Below are 20,885 nucleotides of genomic sequence, written 5' to 3'. Positions count from 1 at the left end.
GATTAATGGCATCCTGCCTCAGACGGTTGCAAATGACGTCGTCGTGTATCCAACTTTGCTTTATACAGTTAAAGAATTTTTAATTCCGCAGTTATCCAACATTTAAAGCTATACGCGCTATAAAAGATTTAGAAAAGGAGGTCTCATGATTTTAAATGATGAACAAAAAATGGTTCAGGACATGATGCGAAGCTATTCGCAAGAAAAACTGAAACCGACGGCAGCAGAGCGTGACAAAACGGCAGCATTTCCTGCACAAGAGCTAAAGGAACTTGGTGAGCTGGGTGCTTTAGGCATGACGGTTTCGGATGAATGGGGGGGTGCAGGTTTAGACTATGTGTCTTTGGTTGTTGCCTTAGAGGAAATTGCTGCAGGTGATGGTGCGATTTCGACGATTGTCAGCGTACAAAACTCACTGCCATGTGGCATTACGCAGCGTTATGGTACAGAAGCACAAAAAGAAAAATACTTAAAAAAATTAGCCACTGGCGAATGGTTAGGTTGTTTTTGCTTAACAGAACCACAAGTGGGTTCAGATGCGAGTGCATTGGAATGTAAAGCGGAGCGTGATGGTGATGAGTGGGTGTTAAATGGCACCAAGCAATTTATTACCACAGGAAAACATGCCCAAGTAGCTTTGGTTTTTGCGGTAACGGACAAGTCTGCAGGTAAAAAAGGTATTTCGTGCTTTTTAGTGCCGACGGGTGTGCCGGGTTATATCGTATCGCGATTAGAAGACAAAATGGGTCAGCATTGTTCTGATACAGCAACCATTGTTTTAGATGACTGTCGTATTCCTGCGGATAGTCTTTTAGGCCAAGAGGGGGAAGGCTATAAAATTGCCTTATCAAACCTAGAGTCAGGTCGAATTGGTATTGCTGCGCAGTCTGTGGGTATGGCACGAGCAGCATTAGATGCAGCCGTTGAATATGCCAATGAACGCAAGGCATTTGGGGTGGAGATTGTACAGCATCAGGCCGTGGCATTTCGCCTAGCAGATATGGCCACCCAAATTGAGGCGGCACGCCAATTAATCTTCCATGCAGCGACGTTAAAAGATGCCGGTTTTCCATGCTTAAAAGAAGCCTCAATGGCGAAACTTTTTGCATCGACGATGGCTGAACGGGTGTGTTCAGATGCCATTCAAATCCATGGGGGCTACGGTTATGTATCTGATTTCCCAGTAGAACGAATTTATCGTGATGTGCGTGTCAGTCAAATTTATGAAGGTGCATCGGACATTCAACGTTTGGTGATCGCACGTGAAGTAACCAAAGGATAAGTGGTTAAAAAATAGACTTTAGTCGATGTTCAAACCCTGCAATGGCGTTGATGGTTATGGAAATTGCAGGGGATATCCAAACATGGTTATCTAGGGATAGACAGTCTAAGAATAGGTAATTTACGAATAAATTGTCGAAGAGTGTAAGTTTCAAAACTAAAAAACCAACATTGCAATCGGTGTATGGAATAGCAGTAAAAGCGGATGTGGCAAAGGAATCGTCACGGATACGCAGCGGTACAACAACAAGATCAATAAACCTCAAAGTATTGCACTTTGAATCATAGTTTACAGGATAGGAATTGTCGTCATGAAGACACTAGAACAAGCATATCGTGATTTTAATTTTGAAAAGATGGTTACAGAACAATTGGTCGGTACGCCAAGTTCAATCAATGCTTATGATGAATGTTGTGGGCGCTATGTTGGGCAAAATCGAACTGCGCTGATCTGGGAAGGTAAAAATGGTGAATCTGAGCAATGGACTTTTGAGCAATTAGATTTAGCTTCTGCACAATTGGCTAATTATTATCAACGCATTGGATTGAAAGCAGGTGATTGCATTGCAGGTCTATTACCCCGCACAGCAGAGTTATTGATCACCGTATTGGCAACATGGCGTATAGGGGCAATTTATCAGCCGTTGTTTACGGCATTCGAGTCCAAAGCGATTGAACATCGGGTGCAAACTGCGGGAACAAAGCTGATTGTAACCAACACTGAGCAACGCTCAAAACTCAATTATATTGATTTACCGCATATTTTAACGGTACATGCTAATCAAGCAATTCAGACAGATCCTGACTTTTGGTCAGAGCTGCAACTGCATGACACCACATTTAACTCAGTTCCCCGTTCATTTGACGATGAATTTTTAATGATGTTTACCTCAGGAACGACCGGTTTAGCCAAGTCTGTACCTGTGCCACACAAAGCGTTGTTGGCATTTAAAGGGTATATGACACATGCGGTTGATTTGCGTGATGAAGATTCATTTTGGAATTTGGCAGATCCGGGTTGGGCTTATGGTTTGTACTATGGAATTGCAGGGCCTTTAAGTTTAGGGCATAGCATTATTATGGATGAACGGGCTTTTAGTGTTGATCATGCACTTCAAGTCATCAAAAAATATAAAGTCAGCAATTTGACCGGTTCACCAACGGCTTTTCGTATGTTCTTTGGTTTTAAAGAAAAATTTGATGCATCCATAAAAGCACATTTACGGGTTGTGAGTAGCGCAGGAGAGCCACTAACGCCTGAAGTAATTCAATGGTTTAATCACGACTTAAACGTCAATATTTATGACCAATATGGACAAACGGAACTCGGTATGGTGATTGCAAATCATCATGCTTTAGAACACTACAAAAAAGTGGGTTCAGCTGGTTTTGCTATACCGGGACATCGTTTCGCGGTGCTCAATAAAGACCACCAAGAAATTGAACGTGGTGGGATTGGAACATTGGCATTAGACTGCTCGCAATCTCCACTCATGTGGTTCACGGGCTATGGTGGCAATAACCGTAAAGCCTTTGTCGGGAACTACTATTTAACTGGTGATACTGTTCGTTTAAATGAAGAAGGTGGCATTGATTTTGTTGGCCGTGCTGACGATGTCATTACAACGTCAGGCTATCGTGTAGGGCCTTTTGATGTGGAGAGCACATTATTAGAGTGCGAAGAGGTTTTAGAGTCGGCAGTTGTTGGTAAGCCTGATCCTGAGCGTACAGAATTGGTCAAAGCTTTTGTGGTATTGAAACCACAATATGAAGCTAGTTCTGAACTCATGGATAAACTACAAGCCTATGTACGATCTCGTTTATCCAAACATGCTTATCCAAAAGAAATTGAATTTGTAGATGGATTGCCTAAAACATCGAGTGGAAAAATCCAACGTAATCTGTTGAAGCAACAAGAAGTGGCCAAAGCACAATGTATGCAAAAGGTCAGTTAAGTTTAGGCTGAGTTGAATTAAAGGAAAGGCTGCGTACATGCAGCCTTTTTTGATTTGCTTATCTGAAGTTGGATAATAATTATTTTTGAGTAGGCAATTTTAATGCTGAGACATCGGTAAATGTTTTGGAAAGCTCATGAGGCAAAGCAGTGCAGAAATAAGCGCACAAGCAAACATGATTGTGACTAAACCTAAGCTGCCAAAACCACTAAATTTACCTGTTAAAGTTGTAATGAACGCACCAAAGCCAAATTGTAAAGCGCCTAATAATGCAGATGCTGTGCCAGCATTTTTATGCTGAAACATAAGAGCCAACTGGCTGCCGGTAGGCATAATGAAACCTAAAAGTGCAACGGCGATAAATAGTGCGCAACAGAAGAAGATTAAATTTGAATAGCCTAAGCATAGCGCAAGGAGCAGTATAGCCATAATGAGCAAGAAACTGTTGTTCATGATTTTATAGGCATTCAGTGGGCCAAATTTTTCATGCACTTTGGGGTTGAAGATTGCTGCAGCAATTAAACCAAATGCATTGAATGCAAAGAGTAGGCTAAATTGGGTTGAACTCAGCTGATACTCACTGATAAATACACTGGCTGAACCAGCGATATAGGCAAAGAAGCCAGCTTGCGCAATACACAGTGTCAGTGAGTAAATGATGAACTTACGATCCCTGATAATTTGCCCATATAATTTGATGGTTTGTGAAAGCTTGAATTGTTGGCGCATTTCCACTTGACGTGTTTCAGGCAGCAGCACTGCAACGGCTGCCAATACAATCGCGGCATATACGGCTAAAAAAATAAAAATATTTCGCCATGAGCCTAAAGCCTGTAAGCCATCGCCAATTAGTGGTGCAGCCACCGGTGAAAGGCCTAATATTGCCAAAACCATCGACATCATTTTGCCTATTGCGGGGCCTTGAAACTGATCTTTGATAATGGCAAAAGCAATCACCATCCCAATTGAACCGCCTAAACCTTGAATAAAGCGAATCCATTGTAATTGTTCAACGCTTTGTGCAAACGCGCAGCCGATTGAGCCTAAAATATAAATCCCTAAACCTAAGTAAATAAGCGGCTTACGGCCAAATTTATCCGATAGTGGGCCATACATCAGCTGGCCGAGCATTAAACCCACAAAAAATGTCATCAAACTCAGTTGGATCGCACCTTCGCTACTCCCTAAAGATGTTGCCATAGCGGGAATGCTTGGTAGGTACATATCGATACCTATCGGGCCGATGGTTGCGAGTAATGCAATGAGTATGGGCATTGCACGTGTACTTGATGCTGTCATAATGTGGTCGGATCTTGTGGAAAGCGGCGCATTATGAAACCTATTGGTTTCCTAAGTCAAGGAGAGCAGCATTGGCAAAACTAGGCCGTCCTTTGGTCATGTCGGCAGAACAGCGGCGTGCAGAAATCTTTTCTATTGCAGAACAACTCTTTGGTGAAAAGGGTTTTGAAAATGTCACCATGTCTGAGATTGCGACCGCAGCGGGCATGTCTAAAAAAACGCTATATGTGTATTTTTCTGATAAACGTGAACTGCTTATTTCATTGGTTGAGTCGTCCTATTTATGGACTGAAGATGCTTTTGATGCCAATAGTTTAGATCGAGTGTTGGCCTTGCAAAATCAACTGAAGAAAATTGCTGAACATGTCCTGTCCGAGCGCCATATCAAGTTGTGCCGACTAGCGATCGCAGAGCGTGTTGGGGTTGATGGTATAAGCGATACGTTTTATGAAAAAGGCATCGCCAAAAGCCGAGATCATTTGATTCATGCTGTGAGTCATATTCCAAGTGCCCAATTTGCATTGAACTTAAATGCAGAGATTATGGCGGATATGTTATTTGGTGCGACCATTTCGAAGCCTTTCGTCGATTTACTATTTTTAAATCAGCAGATAGATATGCAGCAGGTAAATATGGTAATTGAACAAAGTATTCAGGCTTTATTTAAAATGTGAATGCCTAAACTTTCATAGCAAAATTGAATATTTATTTTCGTCCTTATCTTTGGATTGCTCGTTATAATGGCCACGGTTTTATGTTTTAAATGAGATAGCAGAACATGGATGCACAGCTCGATCTAGATTCAGACATGGAATTAAGTGATGATGAAATGCATCTATACAGCCGTCAAATTTTGTTGGATGGTTGGGACATCGATGCGCAAGAGAAGCTAAAACTTGCCAATGTACTCATCGTGGGGTGCGGTGGAATTGGGTGTGCCACAGCCGAATTATTGGCACGTGCAGGCGTCGGACAAATCACTTTGATCGATGCAGATCGAATTGAAATCAGTAATTTGCAACGACAAATCGCGTATACAGAACACGATGTAGGATTTTATAAAGCTGAAATTTTGGCTAAACGCTTACTAGCGATTAATCCGTATATCCGTGTGCAAAGCTATACCACAAAATTAGATGAAAGCAACGCAAAGGCATTGATTTCACGGCAAGATTTGGTTCTCGACGGTTGTGATAATTTCAGTACACGGTATTTGGTTAACGCAAGCTGTGTGGAAAATAATGTGGCGCTGATTAGTGCTTCTGCAATTGGATTTCAAGGGCAGTTATTTATGGTTGAAGCTGATGCTGCCTGTTATGAATGTTTATTTCCAAAAGAACAGCATGCCAGTGAAAGTTTGCGCTGTGCAGACTCGGGTGTACTTGCAACAACACCAAATGTTATGGCAAGTTTGGAAGCACATCATGCCTTGCTCTATTTGGGTTTAGGGACGACAGCACTGAAACAAAAGCTTTTGTTGTGGGATGGTCGGTCAATGAAACAAAAAATTCTCGCTTTTGAAAAAGATCCCGATTGTCCAATCTGTCAGGCAAGATAAAGCAGCAAGCCCTTATTTTTTTGCTACACTCACGTTAATTATTTTTTTCTAAGACATTATGAAAAACAATATCTGGTTAGATGGAATTCGCTCGGTTGCCCGAATGGGTGAGACCGCAGTCGTCGCGGCAAAAGCCGGCTTTAAATATGCAACTGAAAAACCAAGTAACGCAAAATTAATGCGTGAAACTTTTGAATCGCTAGGTTCAACTTATATTAAATTAGGCCAATTTATTGCCAGTACACCTTCTTTATTTCCACGTGAATATGTCGAAGAGTTTCAAGGCTGTTTAGATCAGACACCTTCATTGCCGTTTAGTTATGTGCAGCAGGTATTGGCTTCAGAATTTGCTAGTCGTAATTTAGATGAAATATTTGCTTCAATTGATGAAAAGCCTTTGGCTTCCGCATCGATTGCACAGGTGCATGCCGCTAAATTGGTCAGTGGTGAAAATGTTGTTATTAAGGTGCAAAAACCGGGTGTCGAGACGATTCTCTATACAGATTTAAACGTCTTACATTGGGCTACTAAACTGGTCGAAAAAGCTGTACCCAAAGTCAAATTTGCTTCACTTGCAGATATCGTTGAAGAAATTAAAGTTCGCATGGTACGTGAGGTGGACTTTATTGAAGAAGCTCAAAATCTTGACGACTTTGTGAATTATCTGAACGTAACTCAAAATAAAGCCGCAACAGCACCAAAGGTTTATCACCAATATTCAACACGTCGCGTCTTAACCATGGAGCGTTTATACGGCGTACCATTGACTGATTTTGACGTGGTCAAGAAGGTCGCTAAAGATCCATCGCAAGTTTTGGTGACAGCGATGAATACATGGTTTGGCAGCTTGATGTTATGTAACAGTTTCCATGCAGACTTACATGCAGGCAACCTGATGCTGCTTGAAGATGGTCGAGTAGGCTTCATCGATTTTGGTATCGTGGGTCAGTTGAAACCTGAAGTGTGGACAGCATGTATTGCGTTTATGGATGCTCTACAAAAAACTGACTACAACTTGATGGCTGAAAACATGCTGAAAATGGGCATGACAGCTGTCAAAATTGATACACATGTCTTAGCTGCCGATTTAGAGCGCTTATTTAGCGGTGTGCTTTTGGCCGATCCGCAAGAGTTATTAACCTCAAATCCTGCCGATTTGAATGACATCATGATGGATATGGTACAAGTCGGAGAGCGTCATGGTATTCGCTTCCCACGTGACTTCGCTTTATTATTCAAACAAATGTTGTACTTCGATCGCTTTATGCGCATCCTTGCGCCATATACCGATATTTATGCAGACCAGCGTATTCAAATGGTGCAGACTATGGACCCTAATTTATTGTTGAAGCAATAATTTAGCTGCAAGAAATAAATAAAATCCTCTTGCTTAAACAGGAGGATTTTATTGATGTTTAAGATTTTATTTTGAGTGTAAGAATGGACGCAATTATCATTGAAGGTTTGAAAGTTGAGACTGTCATCGGCTGTTTCAATTGGGAGCGTCAGATTATTCAGCCTTTGATGCTCGACCTCAATATTCAAACCAGTTTAGCGCAGGCGGCTCAGTCAGATGAGCTTGAAGATACCTTGAATTATGCTGAAATTTGCGAAATATCAGCCAAAGTCATTCAAACTGCTCAACCTAAATTGATCGAACATGCAGCAAAACTGGTGATTGATGCACTTTTTGCTACCTATGACAGCATTGAATCTATTATGATTACCATCCGGAAGCCTGCCATTATCGCGCAAGCCAATTCTGTAGGAATTCGTCTTGAACGCCACCGAAACGATTTTCGCCCTAGCTCTGGCGAGTAATTTCAATCCCAAACCGCATTTTCAACTGGCTTTACGTCAAATTCAGGCTTTGGGTCATGCTGAATTTTCCAAAATTTATGTGATTCCTTGTCGTGATGGCATTGGGGCGGATTATTGGAATGCAGCTTGTTTGGTGAAAAGCAGTTTATCTGTAGATGAAATCAGCACCTTACTGAAAAAAATGGAAGCAGGCTCAGGTCGTGTTCGTCCGTCTCATAATATCGCTTTGGATCTGGATCTGATCGCGTGGGGCGAAAGCTTAGCGCATATGCAATTTAATCCGAAAAAACTGCCTTTAGCACTCGATGTTAAAATACCAATGTTCGACATTTGGAAAAATGAGATGTTTGAACATCCAGCACATCAATTTCCTATGGTGAGTTGCCAAAAAGTTTTAGTGGATTGAGCGAATGAAACGAAATGTTTTCAATGCACATGAGTGATATTTCAAACTGACCTAAATACGCTAGATAAACAATAACAAAAATATTCAAATCCTGTCATGGTATGCGCTAGCGTATAGGCTGTCGCAGGATTACATTATCTTTTTAGCTTCAAAATAATGATATGAACTGGACGGATCTGATTCAGCACTATGGCTATATTGCGATTTTTATTGGCACATTGTTTGAAGGAGAAACAGTGCTGATGATTGGCGCCTATGCCGTACATCAACACATACTTCATTTTTCAATGTTGATTGCAGTGGCGATGTTGGGCAGTTTTATTGGCGATCAGTTTTATTATCAAATGGGCGCTCGCTATGGGCAAAAACTTATCCAGTCGAATGCAGAATTTGCACAAAAATTCGATCGTGCGAGCCAGTTTATTGAACGTTATCCTATTTTGACCATTTTATTTATGCGCTTTGCTTGGGGTTTTAGAACTATTTTACCTATTGCAGTCGGTGTGCGTGCTTATCCTGTTTGGAAATATGTGCTGATTAATTTGGTTGCCTGTTTTATTTGGGCGATGTTGGTCGCAACGATTGGCTTCCAAATCAGTCATTATTTACATCTATTTTGGGCGAAAATGCTGCCTTATCATCAAGATATTTACATCGTTATTGCCGTTATTTTATGTATCGTATTTTTACGTGTGCTCTATACGGTGTTGAAGTGGTGGCGTAAGCATCATCAACATTGATAAAGTGAACGTGGCTGATCTGATAAAATCGTCAAAACATAATCAAAAGATTTAAAAGGATATTCAGTGAGAGCAATATGGGTTTAGGTTATGGTGCGGGTGCGATTGCCTTTATCATTATGTGTTTTTCGGTGTTGCTGGTCATATTCGTGATTCCTGCTTGGTTGTATTGGAATGCATGGCAGAAAAAACAACAGAAATTAAGCAAGTATCATCCTAAACTAGATAAAACTGTAAAATGGGGGCTATCGACTTTACTCATTTTTCCAATTTTTGTTCTCTTGAGTTATGCAGAGATTGCTTTTTCAAATCATCAATCAGATCGTGCTTATCAAGAGTATATGGCACAAATTATTATTCAGCTTAAACAACCTTTAGTTTATGGTGAGGTGATATTGCCTCAGGGGACATGGATCAACCGATCATTTGAAACCAACTATACTCTGGAACAGATGACTGATATTCGTCAAGGTCTGACTTCGGCTCGTTTTCCAGAGCTTATTCAAATAGCTGGATTTGCTGTTATTGCATTTGAGCTGGATCGTCATTTATTACTGGAATTGGCACATGATCATACTGTTGTGATTAATAACCAAAAGGAAATTTGTCCGGCAGGATGGCTGCTTGAATTAGGTGGATCAGGTTATCCGTCCACTGAGCAACTTTATAGTTTGAATTTTGATTGGTTTACACCAAGTCGATGGCAGCCTATAAACTGTTTTGATGGCGAAGGAATTATTGTATTAGAGTCAAAACATTTCTCATAAAAAAGCCTGCATCATTGCAGGCTTTTTGTTCACTATTTATAAAACTTAGCGACAATCATTAGAAAATCATTAAATGTAATAACTGGTTTTGGTCATCAGCTTTGAAATACCAGTCATGGCAATACGAACTGGAACAGGAAGGTCTACACCACCTGCATTGAGTGCTGTATCACGGTGATGCAGTTCATCTTCATTCATTTGCACTAAGATTTTACGTGAACGTTCGTCTTGTTCAGGAAGTTGGCGGATGTGATCTTCTAAATGCAGGCTCACTTGACGCTCAGTTTCAGCGACAAAACCTAAGCTGTATTTATCACCGGCAATACCTGCCAATGCACCCATCCCAAAAGAAAGGCCGTACCAAACAGGGTTGAGCAGACTGGTATGGCTGTCTAATTCTTTTAAGCGGTCTTCACACCAAGCCAAATGATCTTGTTCTTCAATCGCAGCTTGTTCCATTTCACGGCGTACATTTGGCAGTTTCGCGGTGAGAGCTTGTCCATGATAAAGCGCTTGAGCACACACTTCACCACTATGGTTGACCCGCATTAGACCTGCCACATGACGTGCTTCGCTGACTGCAAGTTGAGTCTTTTCAGCAACAGACGGATTTTCACGATGTGCAGCCGTTGCTCCGGGAACTAAACTACGTAAGGCCTGATCAAATGAGTGAATAAGTTTGTCGACACCTGTAAATTGACGCATGGATTAATCCTCCAGAGAGACTTGCGTAGTTTGAAGCAAAGGTTTGATGCGTAATAGCAGCCAAATACAAAAGATTGCACTGAGCACTGCAGTTATACAAAAAAGTATCTTAATATCAATCTTTAAAACACTCAGAATGATAATTGAAAATATAGCAGAAGATACCATAAATACCGCATTTAAAATGTTGTTTGCGGCAACGACTCGCGCACGATGTGAGCGTGGAGAGTAAGCTTGCATCATTGCATAGAGCGGAACGATGTAAAAACCACCACTAATACCCAATAAAGTCACGGCAATCATGACATGGTAATAGCCCCAACCTTGATGAAAAACTTCTGAAAGGGTAATAAGTGGGCCAGTTTGAGTCGGGACAAGCGTTAAACTAAATGCTAAATACAGTGCAAATACCGTTAAACCAACAGCACCGATGGGAACCATCTTAATATTGACTTGAGTTCCGCCTAATTTACGACAAAGCAATGAACCCACGCCCACACCGACAGAGAAAAAGGTCAATAGCAAGCTAACGACATTTTCAGAGGCATGTAGGTTTTGCTGGGTCATTTGTGGAATTTGGGTGAGGTAGGTTGCACCATAAAACCAATACCACGAGTTCCCCAATAAAATGGTAAAAATCAGCGGCAAACTTTTGGCATATTTCATCGTTTGGTAACTGGTACGGAAAAAGTTCCAATCGATTTTTAAATCAGGTGTAGTGACATTTTGCTTAAGAATAAAACGACTGGTGATATAACCTAAAATGGCGATGGTCATTACCGTCAGGCTGATCCACATTAAATTGCCTTGTGATGAAGCAATCACTGCACCGCCCAAAATCATCCCGAATAAAATCGCCATGGATGTTGCCGATTGGAAGAGCGCATTGCCTGACATCAGTTCATTGGGCTTTAAAATTTCAGGCAAAATCGCATATTTGATTGGACCAAAAAATGTCGAATGGGTCCCCATCAAAAATAATGCCAGCAATAATAACCATAAATGACCGGTCAGAAAGCCAATACTGCCGATGATCATGATGATAATTTCTAAAATTTTGATGCCACGGACAAGTTGTGAACGTTCAAACTTATCTGCGATCTGTCCCGCTGTCGCTGAAAAAATAAAGTAGGGTAAAATAAACAATAATGCAGCCAGATTGTTTAGCGTGCTGATGGGTAATGCCTGTTGTTGGATTAATCCATAGGTGATGACCAACAATAAAGCCTGTTTATAGACATTGTCATTGAGCGCCCCAAAAAATTGGGTCAAAAACATAGGCAGGAAACGGCGTGTACCTAGCAGATGTTCGTTGTTATTCATAAGCGTCTTGCTACATTAAGTTTTATTAAGAAATGTGAGTGATTGGTAAAATCTCTAAAAAAATCATGTAATATGTTTTTGAGTTTGGAGATGGCGAAAAACCAATAGATATAAGATCTTTAGCTCTACATCTGGTTGACTAAGTCCATTACATAATGAAATTCGTTAGAGTTTGCTATGCCTGCAAAAATCAAGTTTAAAAAAACAATGCTTCATCACAGTATGGCTCACTGCATACGACAGCATCATAGCAATAAAAGTCTATATATGAGCATCTTTTTGACCTTGTGTGCTCAGCATAGTTTCGCCCAAACTCCCGCGGAAACTGTTCCAACATCTACAGATACAAAAGCAGAGATTGTTACTGAAATCAAGGATGAGGCTGTAAAGCAAGGGCTGTCGACGCCTGAAGCAATTGAAAAAATTGAAAATATAAATGAGCCGGAAGAATCTGTTGATAGCATGAAAATGCTGCAAGAACAGCAGCAAGCAGGAACACAACTACAAGAATTTAAACCCATCGAGTTTGAAGATTTAGAAAACTTACCCGTGACACCTGTTGATCAAAACATGGCGAATGAAATCTTCCAAGTTGCTGAAGAAGCCAAACGTCAGGCGCAGGAGTACCGTGCGACACAGCAAACAGAAGTTGCTGTTGCGGACATTACTCAAAAAGAGTTAACGGAAATTAACCAAGCGCCAGTCAATATTGATCAGCTGATGGGTGAAATTCGCTCTGACAATGAAATTACTGCGACACAAAATGAAAATGCCAGTACTCTGCAAGAGCTGAATAATCCAACCGTGGAAGATGACGCAGAGCCGGGTATTTTTAAGCGCTTATTATATAAAGTGCGTCCGCCACGTCAGATGAATACGGCAAAAGTGCCACGAATTAGTGCGGATGTTGAAATTACCTCAGCACATAATACCAGTCAGACTTCGAGTAAGGCCTATGGTGCGGCACTGGAAGATCTCAAAGCCAATATTAAAGGCAAGCTTTCAAGTTTTACTCAAGAATCCTTTAGCGATTTTCCATCGGCTTTACCTCAATTACGTAGCTTGTCCAATCAAGCCGCACAAGCTGTGGGTTTCTATCAGTCAGAATTCAAGTTTGAAAAAGTGTCTGATAGTAAAGTTCGTGTATTGGTTACGCCAAATACGCCTGTACAAATTGAAAAGCAAAATATTGAATTTTCTGGGGCTGGAGCGCATCAAGCTCAGTTTCAGGTGATTGGTGTATTACCAGATCAGGAAGAAGGTGACATTCTCAATCATGGTAAATACGAAAGCACGAAAAGCCGAATCAATGATGCGGCGACCAATAACGGTTACTTCGACTCGTATTGGCGTTTACATGATGTGAAAGTGGCGCAACCGCAAAATACTGCCGATATTAATTTGCGCTTTGAAACGGGCGAGCGTTATAAGCTGGGCGAAGTCGAATTTCGAATGAGTGACCCGAATGCAGAATTTCCATTGGATCGCGATATTTTAGAAAGCTTGGTGACGTGGAAAGACGGTGCTGACTATACTTTCTGGCGTGTGAATGGTTTGGCTAACAACCTAACTAACTCGCGCTATTTTAACTACACCTTGGTTGATGCGATTCGACCAGACCCAATTGAAAAGCCGCTTGAACTACCACCAGATATTCAGACCTTGGTCGATCAAAATCAGTTGTCTGAAAGTTCACAAGTAGTGAAAGATAAAACTGAAGTGATGTCGAATAAGGAAGTCACGCAAAAAGTGGTTGATGAAGACCAATTTGCGGGGGTGAATGATGCAGAGCAATCCTCTAAATTACGCAGTTTGCAAGATACGCAAGACGCCAAACAAGAAGAACAAGATCGCTTAAAAGCACAAGCACGCGAAGATAAGAAAGTCCCTGTGATCGTGACGCTGAATGCAGACAAGCTGAATAGTGCAGAAATTGGTGCAGGTTTTGGTACTGATACAGGCACCCGTGTTCGTGGGCAGTATCGCCGTGCCATCGTGAATAAACGTGGTCATTCTTTTGACGCCAACATGGAAGTATCCAAAATCCGTCAATCGATTGATGGACGCTATAACATTCCATATAACCACCCATTAAATGACTATGTCAGCTTGGTCGGTGGTTATGAGCGTGAAGAACGTGATGATGTTGGTCAGGGCGTCAATCTTTCGATTGAATCTGCTGTAGCTGGGGTTGACCGGATTATTAAAAACCCACGTGGTAGTTGGCAGCATACTTTTGGTTTACGTTACCGTTTGGACCGTATTACCGATGACGGCCTAAGTCCTAGTGATGACATTCCAGATGCGTTCTTGGTGAATACCAATAATGAACAGCAGTCCTTGATGTTTGGCTATGAAATTTCTCGAACTGACTCTGATAAACGTGTGAATCCGAGTAAAGGGATCAAGCAAACCTATAAAGTCGAAGTCGGAAGTGAAAGCTTACTTTCAGATGCTGATATGGCGATCTTGAATGCGGGCTGGCGCTTTATTTATTCGTTGGGTGAAAATGATAATCACCAAGTCGTTGGGCGCAGTGATTTAGGTTATATTCTGACAGAGAACTTTGATAAAGTTCCTTATAACTTACGCTACTTTACCGGTGGTGACCAAACCATTCGCGGCTTTGACTATAAGAGTTTAGCTGCCGAAGAAAATGGCTATAAAATTGGTGGTCAAGTCTTGGCAACGGGTTCATTAGAATATAACTACCAATTTAAAGAAGGTTGGCGCGCTGCGGTCTTTAGTGACTTTGGTAATGCGTACGATAAAGATTTTAATACACCGACTGCATATAGCGCAGGTGTGGGGATACGTTGGGCTTCTCCAATTGGCCCAATTCGTTTAGATGTTGCTACCGGACTTTCTGACGACAGCAAACCAATTCGTTTACATTTCTTTATTGGTTCACAATTATAATTTTTAGGTGATGTGTTTTTTATGACTGAACAAGAACAGCAAGAACCAGAAAACGAAACGCCGGTAGAGCAACTGCCGAAGAAGCGTCGTATTCTTCGAAGTGTCATGTTGACCTTCGTGTTCGTGCTTATCTTTTTGGTGGCTGCATTAGCAGTTATGTTCTCTACAGACAAGGGCAGTAAGTTTTTACTTGACCGTGTTCTGGAACGTCAGCAAATCATTCACTATGAATATGAAGGTGGTAACCTGTGGCGGGGCATTATTCTACGAAATGTCCTCGTTACGCTAAAACCTGTCGATGTAAAGATTGACCGTGCCGATATTACACTTGGCTGGCGCGCCATTATTAATAAAGAAATTCACTTAAATAAGGCAGATGTTAAAAATCTGCAAATTATTACCAAGACACCACCTAGCGATAAACCTTTTGCATTTAGTGAAATCCGTCTGCCGTTCGTACTTCGTGTCGATCATGCAGATCTAGATCATATGCTGATTAAAACCCATAGTTCAGGTGTGGATTTTTATGATATTGAATTAAATGAAGCGCTTTGGTCAGGGACGGAATTAAAATTTGAAGATACCCGTATGGATATGGGGTATTTGTCTGTGCGCCAAGCGTCTGGGAATATGAAATTTGAAGGTAAATATCCGCTAAATGCTGTGGGGATTGTCAATTTACCTTCACTACGTGAAAGCTTGAATATTCATGATATTCAAGTGGTGGCTAAAGGGTCGTTGGATACAATTCAAGCCGGTGTGGCAACACATACCCCAGATCTTTTAACTGGTTGGGCTGTGGTCCATCCGATGCGTCCACATGTCCCGATGTTTGGTGCGCTCAAATTTAAAAACTATCATTTACCGTTACTGACTGAGCAAAAGCTTTTTGCTAAAAATGGTCTGGCAAAATTCAAAGGGGATATTCAGCGTCTCAATTTAGATTTAGACACGGACCTGAGCGGGGCCAATATTCCTGAGGGTAAATATACCGCGCTCATGAGTACGGACTTGGTCAACCAACTTGATATTACTAATCTAAATGGTCAAGTGATGGGCGGCGCTGTCAATTTGGGTGGTGTGGTGAGTTGGAAAGATCAAGTCACTTGGGATGTAAGCGGTCGTTTAGATAAAATTAATCCAAAACATAAGCTGATCCCGCAAGTGGTTCAAGATTTTTTACCTGTAAATTTAAACAGTAAGATTGCGTCCAAAGGGACCCTTGAAAAAGGCATGCACCTGACGGCGTTGGTGGATTTTGATCAATATGAAACTTGGAATTTAAAACTCGATCAAGCGCCTGCCAAAAATAATAAAGCGCAGCCGATGCTGATGGATGTGTCTTGGAAAAATATAGACCGCGCAGTGCCATATATTGGATGGTTGAGTAGTGATTCGGGCAATGTGCAATTGGCGCTTACAGAAGGTCAGCAAAACATTAATGTGGCGACCAAAGTGTCACGACATGAAAAAGGTACTCTGCCTGCTGGACAATATCAAGCCAAACTCAATCTGAAAAATAACAATCTTAATGTCCCTGCCTTTAGTTATGTGGCTGACAAAGGTCAGCTCAAAGGTAACGCGGTTGTAGAATTGCCTGATCAAAAACGCATGCTGAAATGGCAAGCCAATGTACAAGCACAGCAGTTCAATCCGCAAACCATCGTGGCTGCTGCGCCTGTCGATCAAATTACAGGGTCATTAAAAGCCAATGGTTATGCAAAACCAAATCAACAGATTATTCAGCTGAATAATATTGATTTGTTAGGCCGACTAGCACAGCAAAATGAAACAGTTCATTTAACAGGTCAATCTACTGCTGCGCTGACTTTCCATGATGAGAAACAAGGTGGAGGCTTTAAAGCTTTTGCTGTGAATTATGATGGTGGCCTCAATGCAAGCCAAGTTGCCGCAAGTAAAGGCAGTTTGATTTTCAAAGTATCGGGTACACCTGAATTAATTAAAATAGCCGAGCTGCGTCATGATGGCGTGGCAGGTAAAATTTCAGCCAATGGACAGGTTTTACTACAAAAAGCCATTGGTTGGGATATTAATGCATCCTTGGTGCATTTTAAGCCGCATTACTTTGCCTCAAATGTACGGGGTGAATTATCTGGAAATTTAAAAACCAGTGGTGTGTGGTCAGATGCGCTAAAACGTATTCAAATTGAACGTCTGAATTTGGCAGGTATGATCAATAACAAACCTGTCCGTGGTCAAGGTAACTTGGCGATGGTGATTAATTCAAATCAATCAGGTTTTATGCCAAAACAATTTGAAGCGAATAATTTGCTGTTGGCTTATGCCAATAACCAAATTCAAGCCACAGGTAATGCACAAAATTTACAATTGAAAATTAATGCACCGGCGTTATATGAAATTTATGCAGGCCTACGTGGACGTGCTTATGGCTACTTAAATGTTCAAGCACAGCCACGACTGCAAGCATCTGCCAATATCGCAATAGATGATTTTGCTTTTAATAATTTATTCAGTGTGAAAAAAATACGGGTGCAAGGCGAGTTGCCAACTTCTGCGACTTCACCAAGTTTATTAACGGCAACGATGGATAATTTACGCAGTAACAACCGTGAGATTGTGAAAGGTCAAATTTCACTGGCCGGTACACGTAATGCGCATTTATTAAAAGTCAGTGCTGAAAATAAATTATCAAAATTTTATGTGCAGTTAGCCGGTGGTTTCAACGCACAAAATAATTGGCTCGGTCAGATTCAAAAAGGCGATTTTGACTCCTTGCGTACACGTCTCGTACAGCGTCAAAATGCGTCAATTATTTACAACACTGCACAGTCTGACTTATTTGTCGGTGCGCATTGTTGGATGAGTCAGCAAAGCGAATTATGTTTTGATCAGCCGATTCGTGTGAATAAAAACCGTGGCAATGTATCTTTTGTGACAAAGAACCTAGACTTAAACGACTTCGCAGCATTTATGCCTGAAGGCCTGGCGATTACGGGTAAAGTGAATGGTTATGCGAAAGCGTCTTGGGCGAAAGGTGCAAAACCTAAAATTGATGCACGTTTAGTGACTCGTGATGGTTTACTGGGTTTAGCAGCTGAAGACCCACAGTATTTAGCATCCACTTTAAAATATGATGAAGTAGGTTTGATTGCGAAAAGTGTCGCTGAAGGGCTACAAATTCGACTTGATACCAAAGCTCCTGATATTGGTACAGGTTATGCCAATATTATTATTGATCCGTATAAAGCCAATAAACCGATCCGCGGTGAAGTGGCCTTTAACCAAGTTCAATTGAAAATCTTAAAACCATTTATACAAGATGTCCGTTCAATGGGCGGTACGTTGTCTTATGCGGCAAAAATTAGCGGAACATTGTCACAGCCTTTAATGGATGGTGAGATTCGAGTGAAAAATGGCTCGATTAGCATGATTTCATTACCTGTGAACTTGACCAATATTCAATTGTATTCTGCTGTACGTCAAAACCACGCGACGATTGATGGTGCATTTAACAGTGGTCGTGGTGTGGGCAAATTAACCGGAAATATTGACTGGAAAAATGATCCACGGATCCAGTTGAATTTAACGGGTAATGAAATGTTGGTCCGTCAAGCGCCATTGATCACGGCTGTTGTAACGCCTGATTTATCATTAGATGTGCTGCCTTTCAGTAAGAAATTAACCTTAAAAGGTAAAATTGATGTGCCGCGTGCATTGATTTCGATGCCAGAATCTTCTGCAACCGTGGTTGGGGTATCTTCAGATGTGCGTGTGGTACATGAAGGTGATAACCAACTTGAAATCTTAAAATCGGCACGTCCTTGGGATATTCGCGCAGATGTACAGGTGAACATTGGTAATCAAGTGATTTTCCAAGGTTTTGATAGCCGAATTCCGTTGATTGGTCGTTTGAATTTGACACAACGTGGATTAGAAACAGCAATGCGTGCCAATGGTGCAATCGGTGTTTCTCAGCGTGTGAAAATCGAAGCTTATGGTCAAAGTCTGGACTTGAACCGTGCGATTGCTCGTTTTAATGGGCCATTGGCAAACCCAACTTTAGATATTGATGCCAATAAAGCCGTGCAAGGCAGTACCGTTGGTGTTCGTGTGACGGGTACGGCATCTAGCCCTGCAATTCAGGTGTATAATGATGCAGGTCTGTCTGAACAAGAAGCCTTAAATGCCTTAATTACAGGTCGTATTAATGAAGGAAGTTCAGGTTTAAGTCAGGCGGAAGGTTTCCGTTCAGATGTAAACAACACGATTGCTGCAGCCGGTATTAGTATGGGCTTGGGTGGTACACGTGCATTGACCAACCAAATTGGTCGTACATTTGGCCTGAGTGGTTTGGCATTGGATGCTCAAGGAACAGGGGATGATACTCAGGTTTCTGTGACGGGTTATATTACACCTGACTTATTCATTCGTTATGGTGTCGGGGTATTTACACCAGTGAATAAACTGACCTTACGTTATCAAATGAATCAACGTTTATACTTGGAAGCGAGTCAGTCTTTAGAGCGTGCAATCGACTTGTTCTATAATTGGCGCTTCTAAGAGAAGTCAAAATTTGAGTATAAAAAACGCAGCTTAGGCTGCGTTTTTTATGCAAATAATGAACTGAGAAATCAATCTTTAAACGTATCATTCAGTGCCTGTTGTACTGCTTCAACACGAGTCTTGCAGGCTTTATAGGCTTGCATCGATTCTTCAACGATTTTCATAAGATTATCAATATCGGGTTCTTGCTGAGATTCGAGTAATTCAGCATTACGTTTTAAAACTTCATAGCCTTCTTTAAAACTTAGAGTATCAGTCGTCATGATTTTTTACCTGTATATGTTGAATGTCAGCCGTGATGACACCGTCCTGCATTTCAATTTCAATCGGTGAATGCGCTGAAGGCTGAAGATTTTTCGTTGCACGAATGGCGTGACCTTGCTGCCGGACGATCGCATAACCTTTGGAGAGCACATGTGCAGGGTTTTGCAACAAAGTCTCACGCATGAGTATTTCAATATTCTGCGCAGCTGTTTTAAGTTGTAACTGAGCAAAATAAGCAGTGTTATCTTGGTATTGCTGTAAGAGCCGAGTTGAGTCATTGATTTGACTTTGAGCCAAGGTCTTTATGACCTGTAGCAACTGATCATTTTGACTTTGATACAGAGCAATTTGATGTTGTGAGCGCAGTTGAATGCTTTGTAATGCCTCTAAAACTTCCTGAGTTCGCTCAACAATATGATTACGAATCCCCCCAATCACTTTACTCGGGGTGTCGAAAGAACGATGTGCAATTTCATCTAAGATTGTACGGTCTTTTTCATGGCCGATACCGACCCAAATCGGTACGCTACGCTTAGATAGAAGGGCAGCCAAATCATAATCATTCAGATAAGCAAGATCATTAACGGCACCACCACCACGAATAATCACGATCAAATCTGGCGCAGTTTGAAAGTCATTGGCCCATTGTCTTAAACCCAGTGCTAAAGCATCTCGGATACTTTGTGCTGCGGTATTTCCTTGAAAGGTTGCAGCATGATAGACAAATTCACACACGCCAGCATGTTGTAGCGCATCGGCATCTTTTTTAAAGTCACCTAAGCCTGCCGCATTTTCAGGCGCAATAACCAAGACATGCTGAATATCAAATGGCGCAGGCAAGTTTCGATTTTTATGAATCAGACCTTCGCTGGTGAGTTTTTCTAAAATTTGTTGATAACGTCGAGCCAGATCACCCAAAGTAAAACTCGAATCAATTTCTTCGATATTGACTGAAAAGCCGTACTGCGGGTCAAATTTGGCACGCACTTTAACCAAGACATTTAAGTCACGACTGAGCTCAATGCCGCTTTCACGTTCAAATTTTCCGACAACTTTATTTGCAGTAAATTTCCAAATTGTGGCCTTACAACTGGCAATGACTTTATCGCTTTCTTGTTCTTTTTCAGCCAATTCTAGATAGTAATGTCCACCTTTGATGTTTAAATTTCGAATCTCGGCTTTGACCCACACGGCATCATCAAAAGCCAATTGAATGACTTCTTTGACCGCAGATAGGTATTCGCTCAGCGTTAATTGAACATCAGACATAATTTAAAATAGGAGAAGATACAAATGAATATT

General features: G+C 41.3%; 16 protein-coding genes. 11 read left to right on the top strand and 5 right to left on the bottom strand.

The window, feature by feature from the left end:
- Positions 1–145 precede the first annotated feature (145 nt).
- Entirely contained in the window at positions 146–1,282 is a 1,137-nt protein-coding gene (locus B1202_RS00435; RefSeq protein ID WP_078188563.1) for an acyl-CoA dehydrogenase family protein, read from the top strand.
- A 310-nt stretch (positions 1,283–1,592) separates the two neighbouring features.
- On the top strand, positions 1,593–3,236 hold the full coding sequence (locus B1202_RS00430; protein WP_078188562.1) for an AMP-binding protein: 1,644 nt from the start codon (positions 1,593–1,595) through the stop codon (positions 3,234–3,236).
- A gap of 99 nt (positions 3,237–3,335) precedes the next feature.
- On the opposite strand, the gene B1202_RS00425 is transcribed toward B1202_RS00430, so the two are convergent.
- Complete coding sequence (locus B1202_RS00425) at positions 3,336–4,535, bottom strand: multidrug effflux MFS transporter (protein WP_228145114.1); 1,200 nt, start codon at positions 4,533–4,535, stop codon at positions 3,336–3,338.
- Between the two features lie 71 nt (positions 4,536–4,606).
- Between B1202_RS00425 and B1202_RS00420 the strand changes: the two genes are divergently transcribed.
- The 7 genes from B1202_RS00420 (at position 4,607) to B1202_RS00390 (ending at position 9,827) form a co-directional block, all read left to right on the top strand.
- The gene (locus tag B1202_RS00420) at positions 4,607–5,209 is read left to right on the top strand and encodes a TetR/AcrR family transcriptional regulator (protein ID WP_078188561.1); all 603 of its coding nucleotides are present in this window, start codon (positions 4,607–4,609) and stop codon (positions 5,207–5,209) included.
- Positions 5,210–5,313: 104 nt separating this feature from the next.
- Positions 5,314–6,093: a HesA/MoeB/ThiF family protein gene (locus B1202_RS00415; protein ID WP_078188560.1), complete on the top strand. Its 780-nt coding sequence runs from the start codon at positions 5,314–5,316 to the stop codon at positions 6,091–6,093.
- Between the two features lie 58 nt (positions 6,094–6,151).
- The gene (locus B1202_RS00410; RefSeq protein ID WP_078188559.1) at positions 6,152–7,450 is read left to right on the top strand and encodes an ABC1 kinase family protein; all 1,299 of its coding nucleotides are present in this window, start codon (positions 6,152–6,154) and stop codon (positions 7,448–7,450) included.
- Between the two features lie 83 nt (positions 7,451–7,533).
- Positions 7,534–7,914 (top strand): dihydroneopterin aldolase, encoded by a 381-nt coding sequence (gene folB, locus B1202_RS00405; RefSeq protein WP_078188558.1) that lies wholly within the window; start codon positions 7,534–7,536, stop codon positions 7,912–7,914.
- The gene (locus B1202_RS00400) at positions 7,871–8,320 is read left to right on the top strand and encodes a 2-amino-4-hydroxy-6-hydroxymethyldihydropteridine diphosphokinase (RefSeq protein ID WP_078188557.1); all 450 of its coding nucleotides are present in this window, start codon (positions 7,871–7,873) and stop codon (positions 8,318–8,320) included. Before folB ends, B1202_RS00400 begins: the two co-directional genes overlap by 44 nt.
- A 161-nt stretch (positions 8,321–8,481) precedes the next feature.
- Positions 8,482–9,060, top strand: coding sequence for a DedA family protein (locus B1202_RS00395; protein ID WP_228145113.1), 579 nt, complete (start codon positions 8,482–8,484; stop codon positions 9,058–9,060).
- Positions 9,061–9,137: 77 nt separating this feature from the next.
- Positions 9,138–9,827 carry a hypothetical protein gene (locus B1202_RS00390; protein ID WP_078188556.1) on the top strand — a complete coding sequence of 230 codons (690 nt, stop codon included), beginning with the start codon at positions 9,138–9,140 and terminating at the stop codon, positions 9,825–9,827.
- Positions 9,828–9,896: 69 nt separating this feature from the next.
- Here the strand turns inward: B1202_RS00390 and coq7 are convergent, their stop codons facing one another.
- Entirely contained in the window at positions 9,897–10,532 is a 636-nt protein-coding gene (gene coq7 / locus B1202_RS00385) for a 2-polyprenyl-3-methyl-6-methoxy-1,4-benzoquinone monooxygenase (RefSeq protein WP_078188555.1), read from the bottom strand.
- Between the two features lie 3 nt (positions 10,533–10,535).
- On the bottom strand, positions 10,536–11,855 hold the full coding sequence (locus B1202_RS00380) for an MFS transporter (RefSeq protein ID WP_078188554.1): 1,320 nt from the start codon (positions 11,853–11,855) through the stop codon (positions 10,536–10,538).
- Positions 11,856–12,032: 177 nt separating this feature from the next.
- Between B1202_RS00380 and B1202_RS00375 the strand changes: the two genes are divergently transcribed.
- Both B1202_RS00375 and B1202_RS00370 read left to right on the top strand, forming a co-directional pair.
- Positions 12,033–14,774: an autotransporter assembly complex protein TamA gene (locus tag B1202_RS00375; RefSeq protein ID WP_078188553.1), complete on the top strand. Its 2,742-nt coding sequence runs from the start codon at positions 12,033–12,035 to the stop codon at positions 14,772–14,774.
- A gap of 21 nt (positions 14,775–14,795) precedes the next feature.
- Entirely contained in the window at positions 14,796–19,316 is a 4,521-nt protein-coding gene (locus B1202_RS00370) for a translocation/assembly module TamB domain-containing protein (protein WP_078188552.1), read from the top strand.
- A 71-nt stretch (positions 19,317–19,387) separates the two neighbouring features.
- Here B1202_RS00370 and xseB read toward each other — a convergent pair whose 3' ends face one another.
- Together xseB and xseA are read right to left on the bottom strand one after the other, a co-directional pair.
- Complete coding sequence (gene xseB / locus B1202_RS00365; RefSeq protein ID WP_078188551.1) at positions 19,388–19,582, bottom strand: exodeoxyribonuclease VII small subunit; 195 nt, start codon at positions 19,580–19,582, stop codon at positions 19,388–19,390.
- Complete coding sequence (xseA, locus tag B1202_RS00360; RefSeq protein ID WP_078188550.1) at positions 19,572–20,852, bottom strand: exodeoxyribonuclease VII large subunit; 1,281 nt, start codon at positions 20,850–20,852, stop codon at positions 19,572–19,574. The genes xseB and xseA overlap by 11 nt, the downstream gene beginning before the upstream one ends.
- Positions 20,853–20,885: the final 33 nt, after the last annotated feature.

The sequence above is a fragment of the Acinetobacter amyesii genome, from assembly GCF_002018365.1.
Classification (GTDB): Bacteria; Pseudomonadota; Gammaproteobacteria; order Pseudomonadales; family Moraxellaceae; genus Acinetobacter; species Acinetobacter amyesii.
Note: the sequence above shows the minus strand (reverse complement) of the source record. Positions and strands in the feature narration are given on the sequence as shown.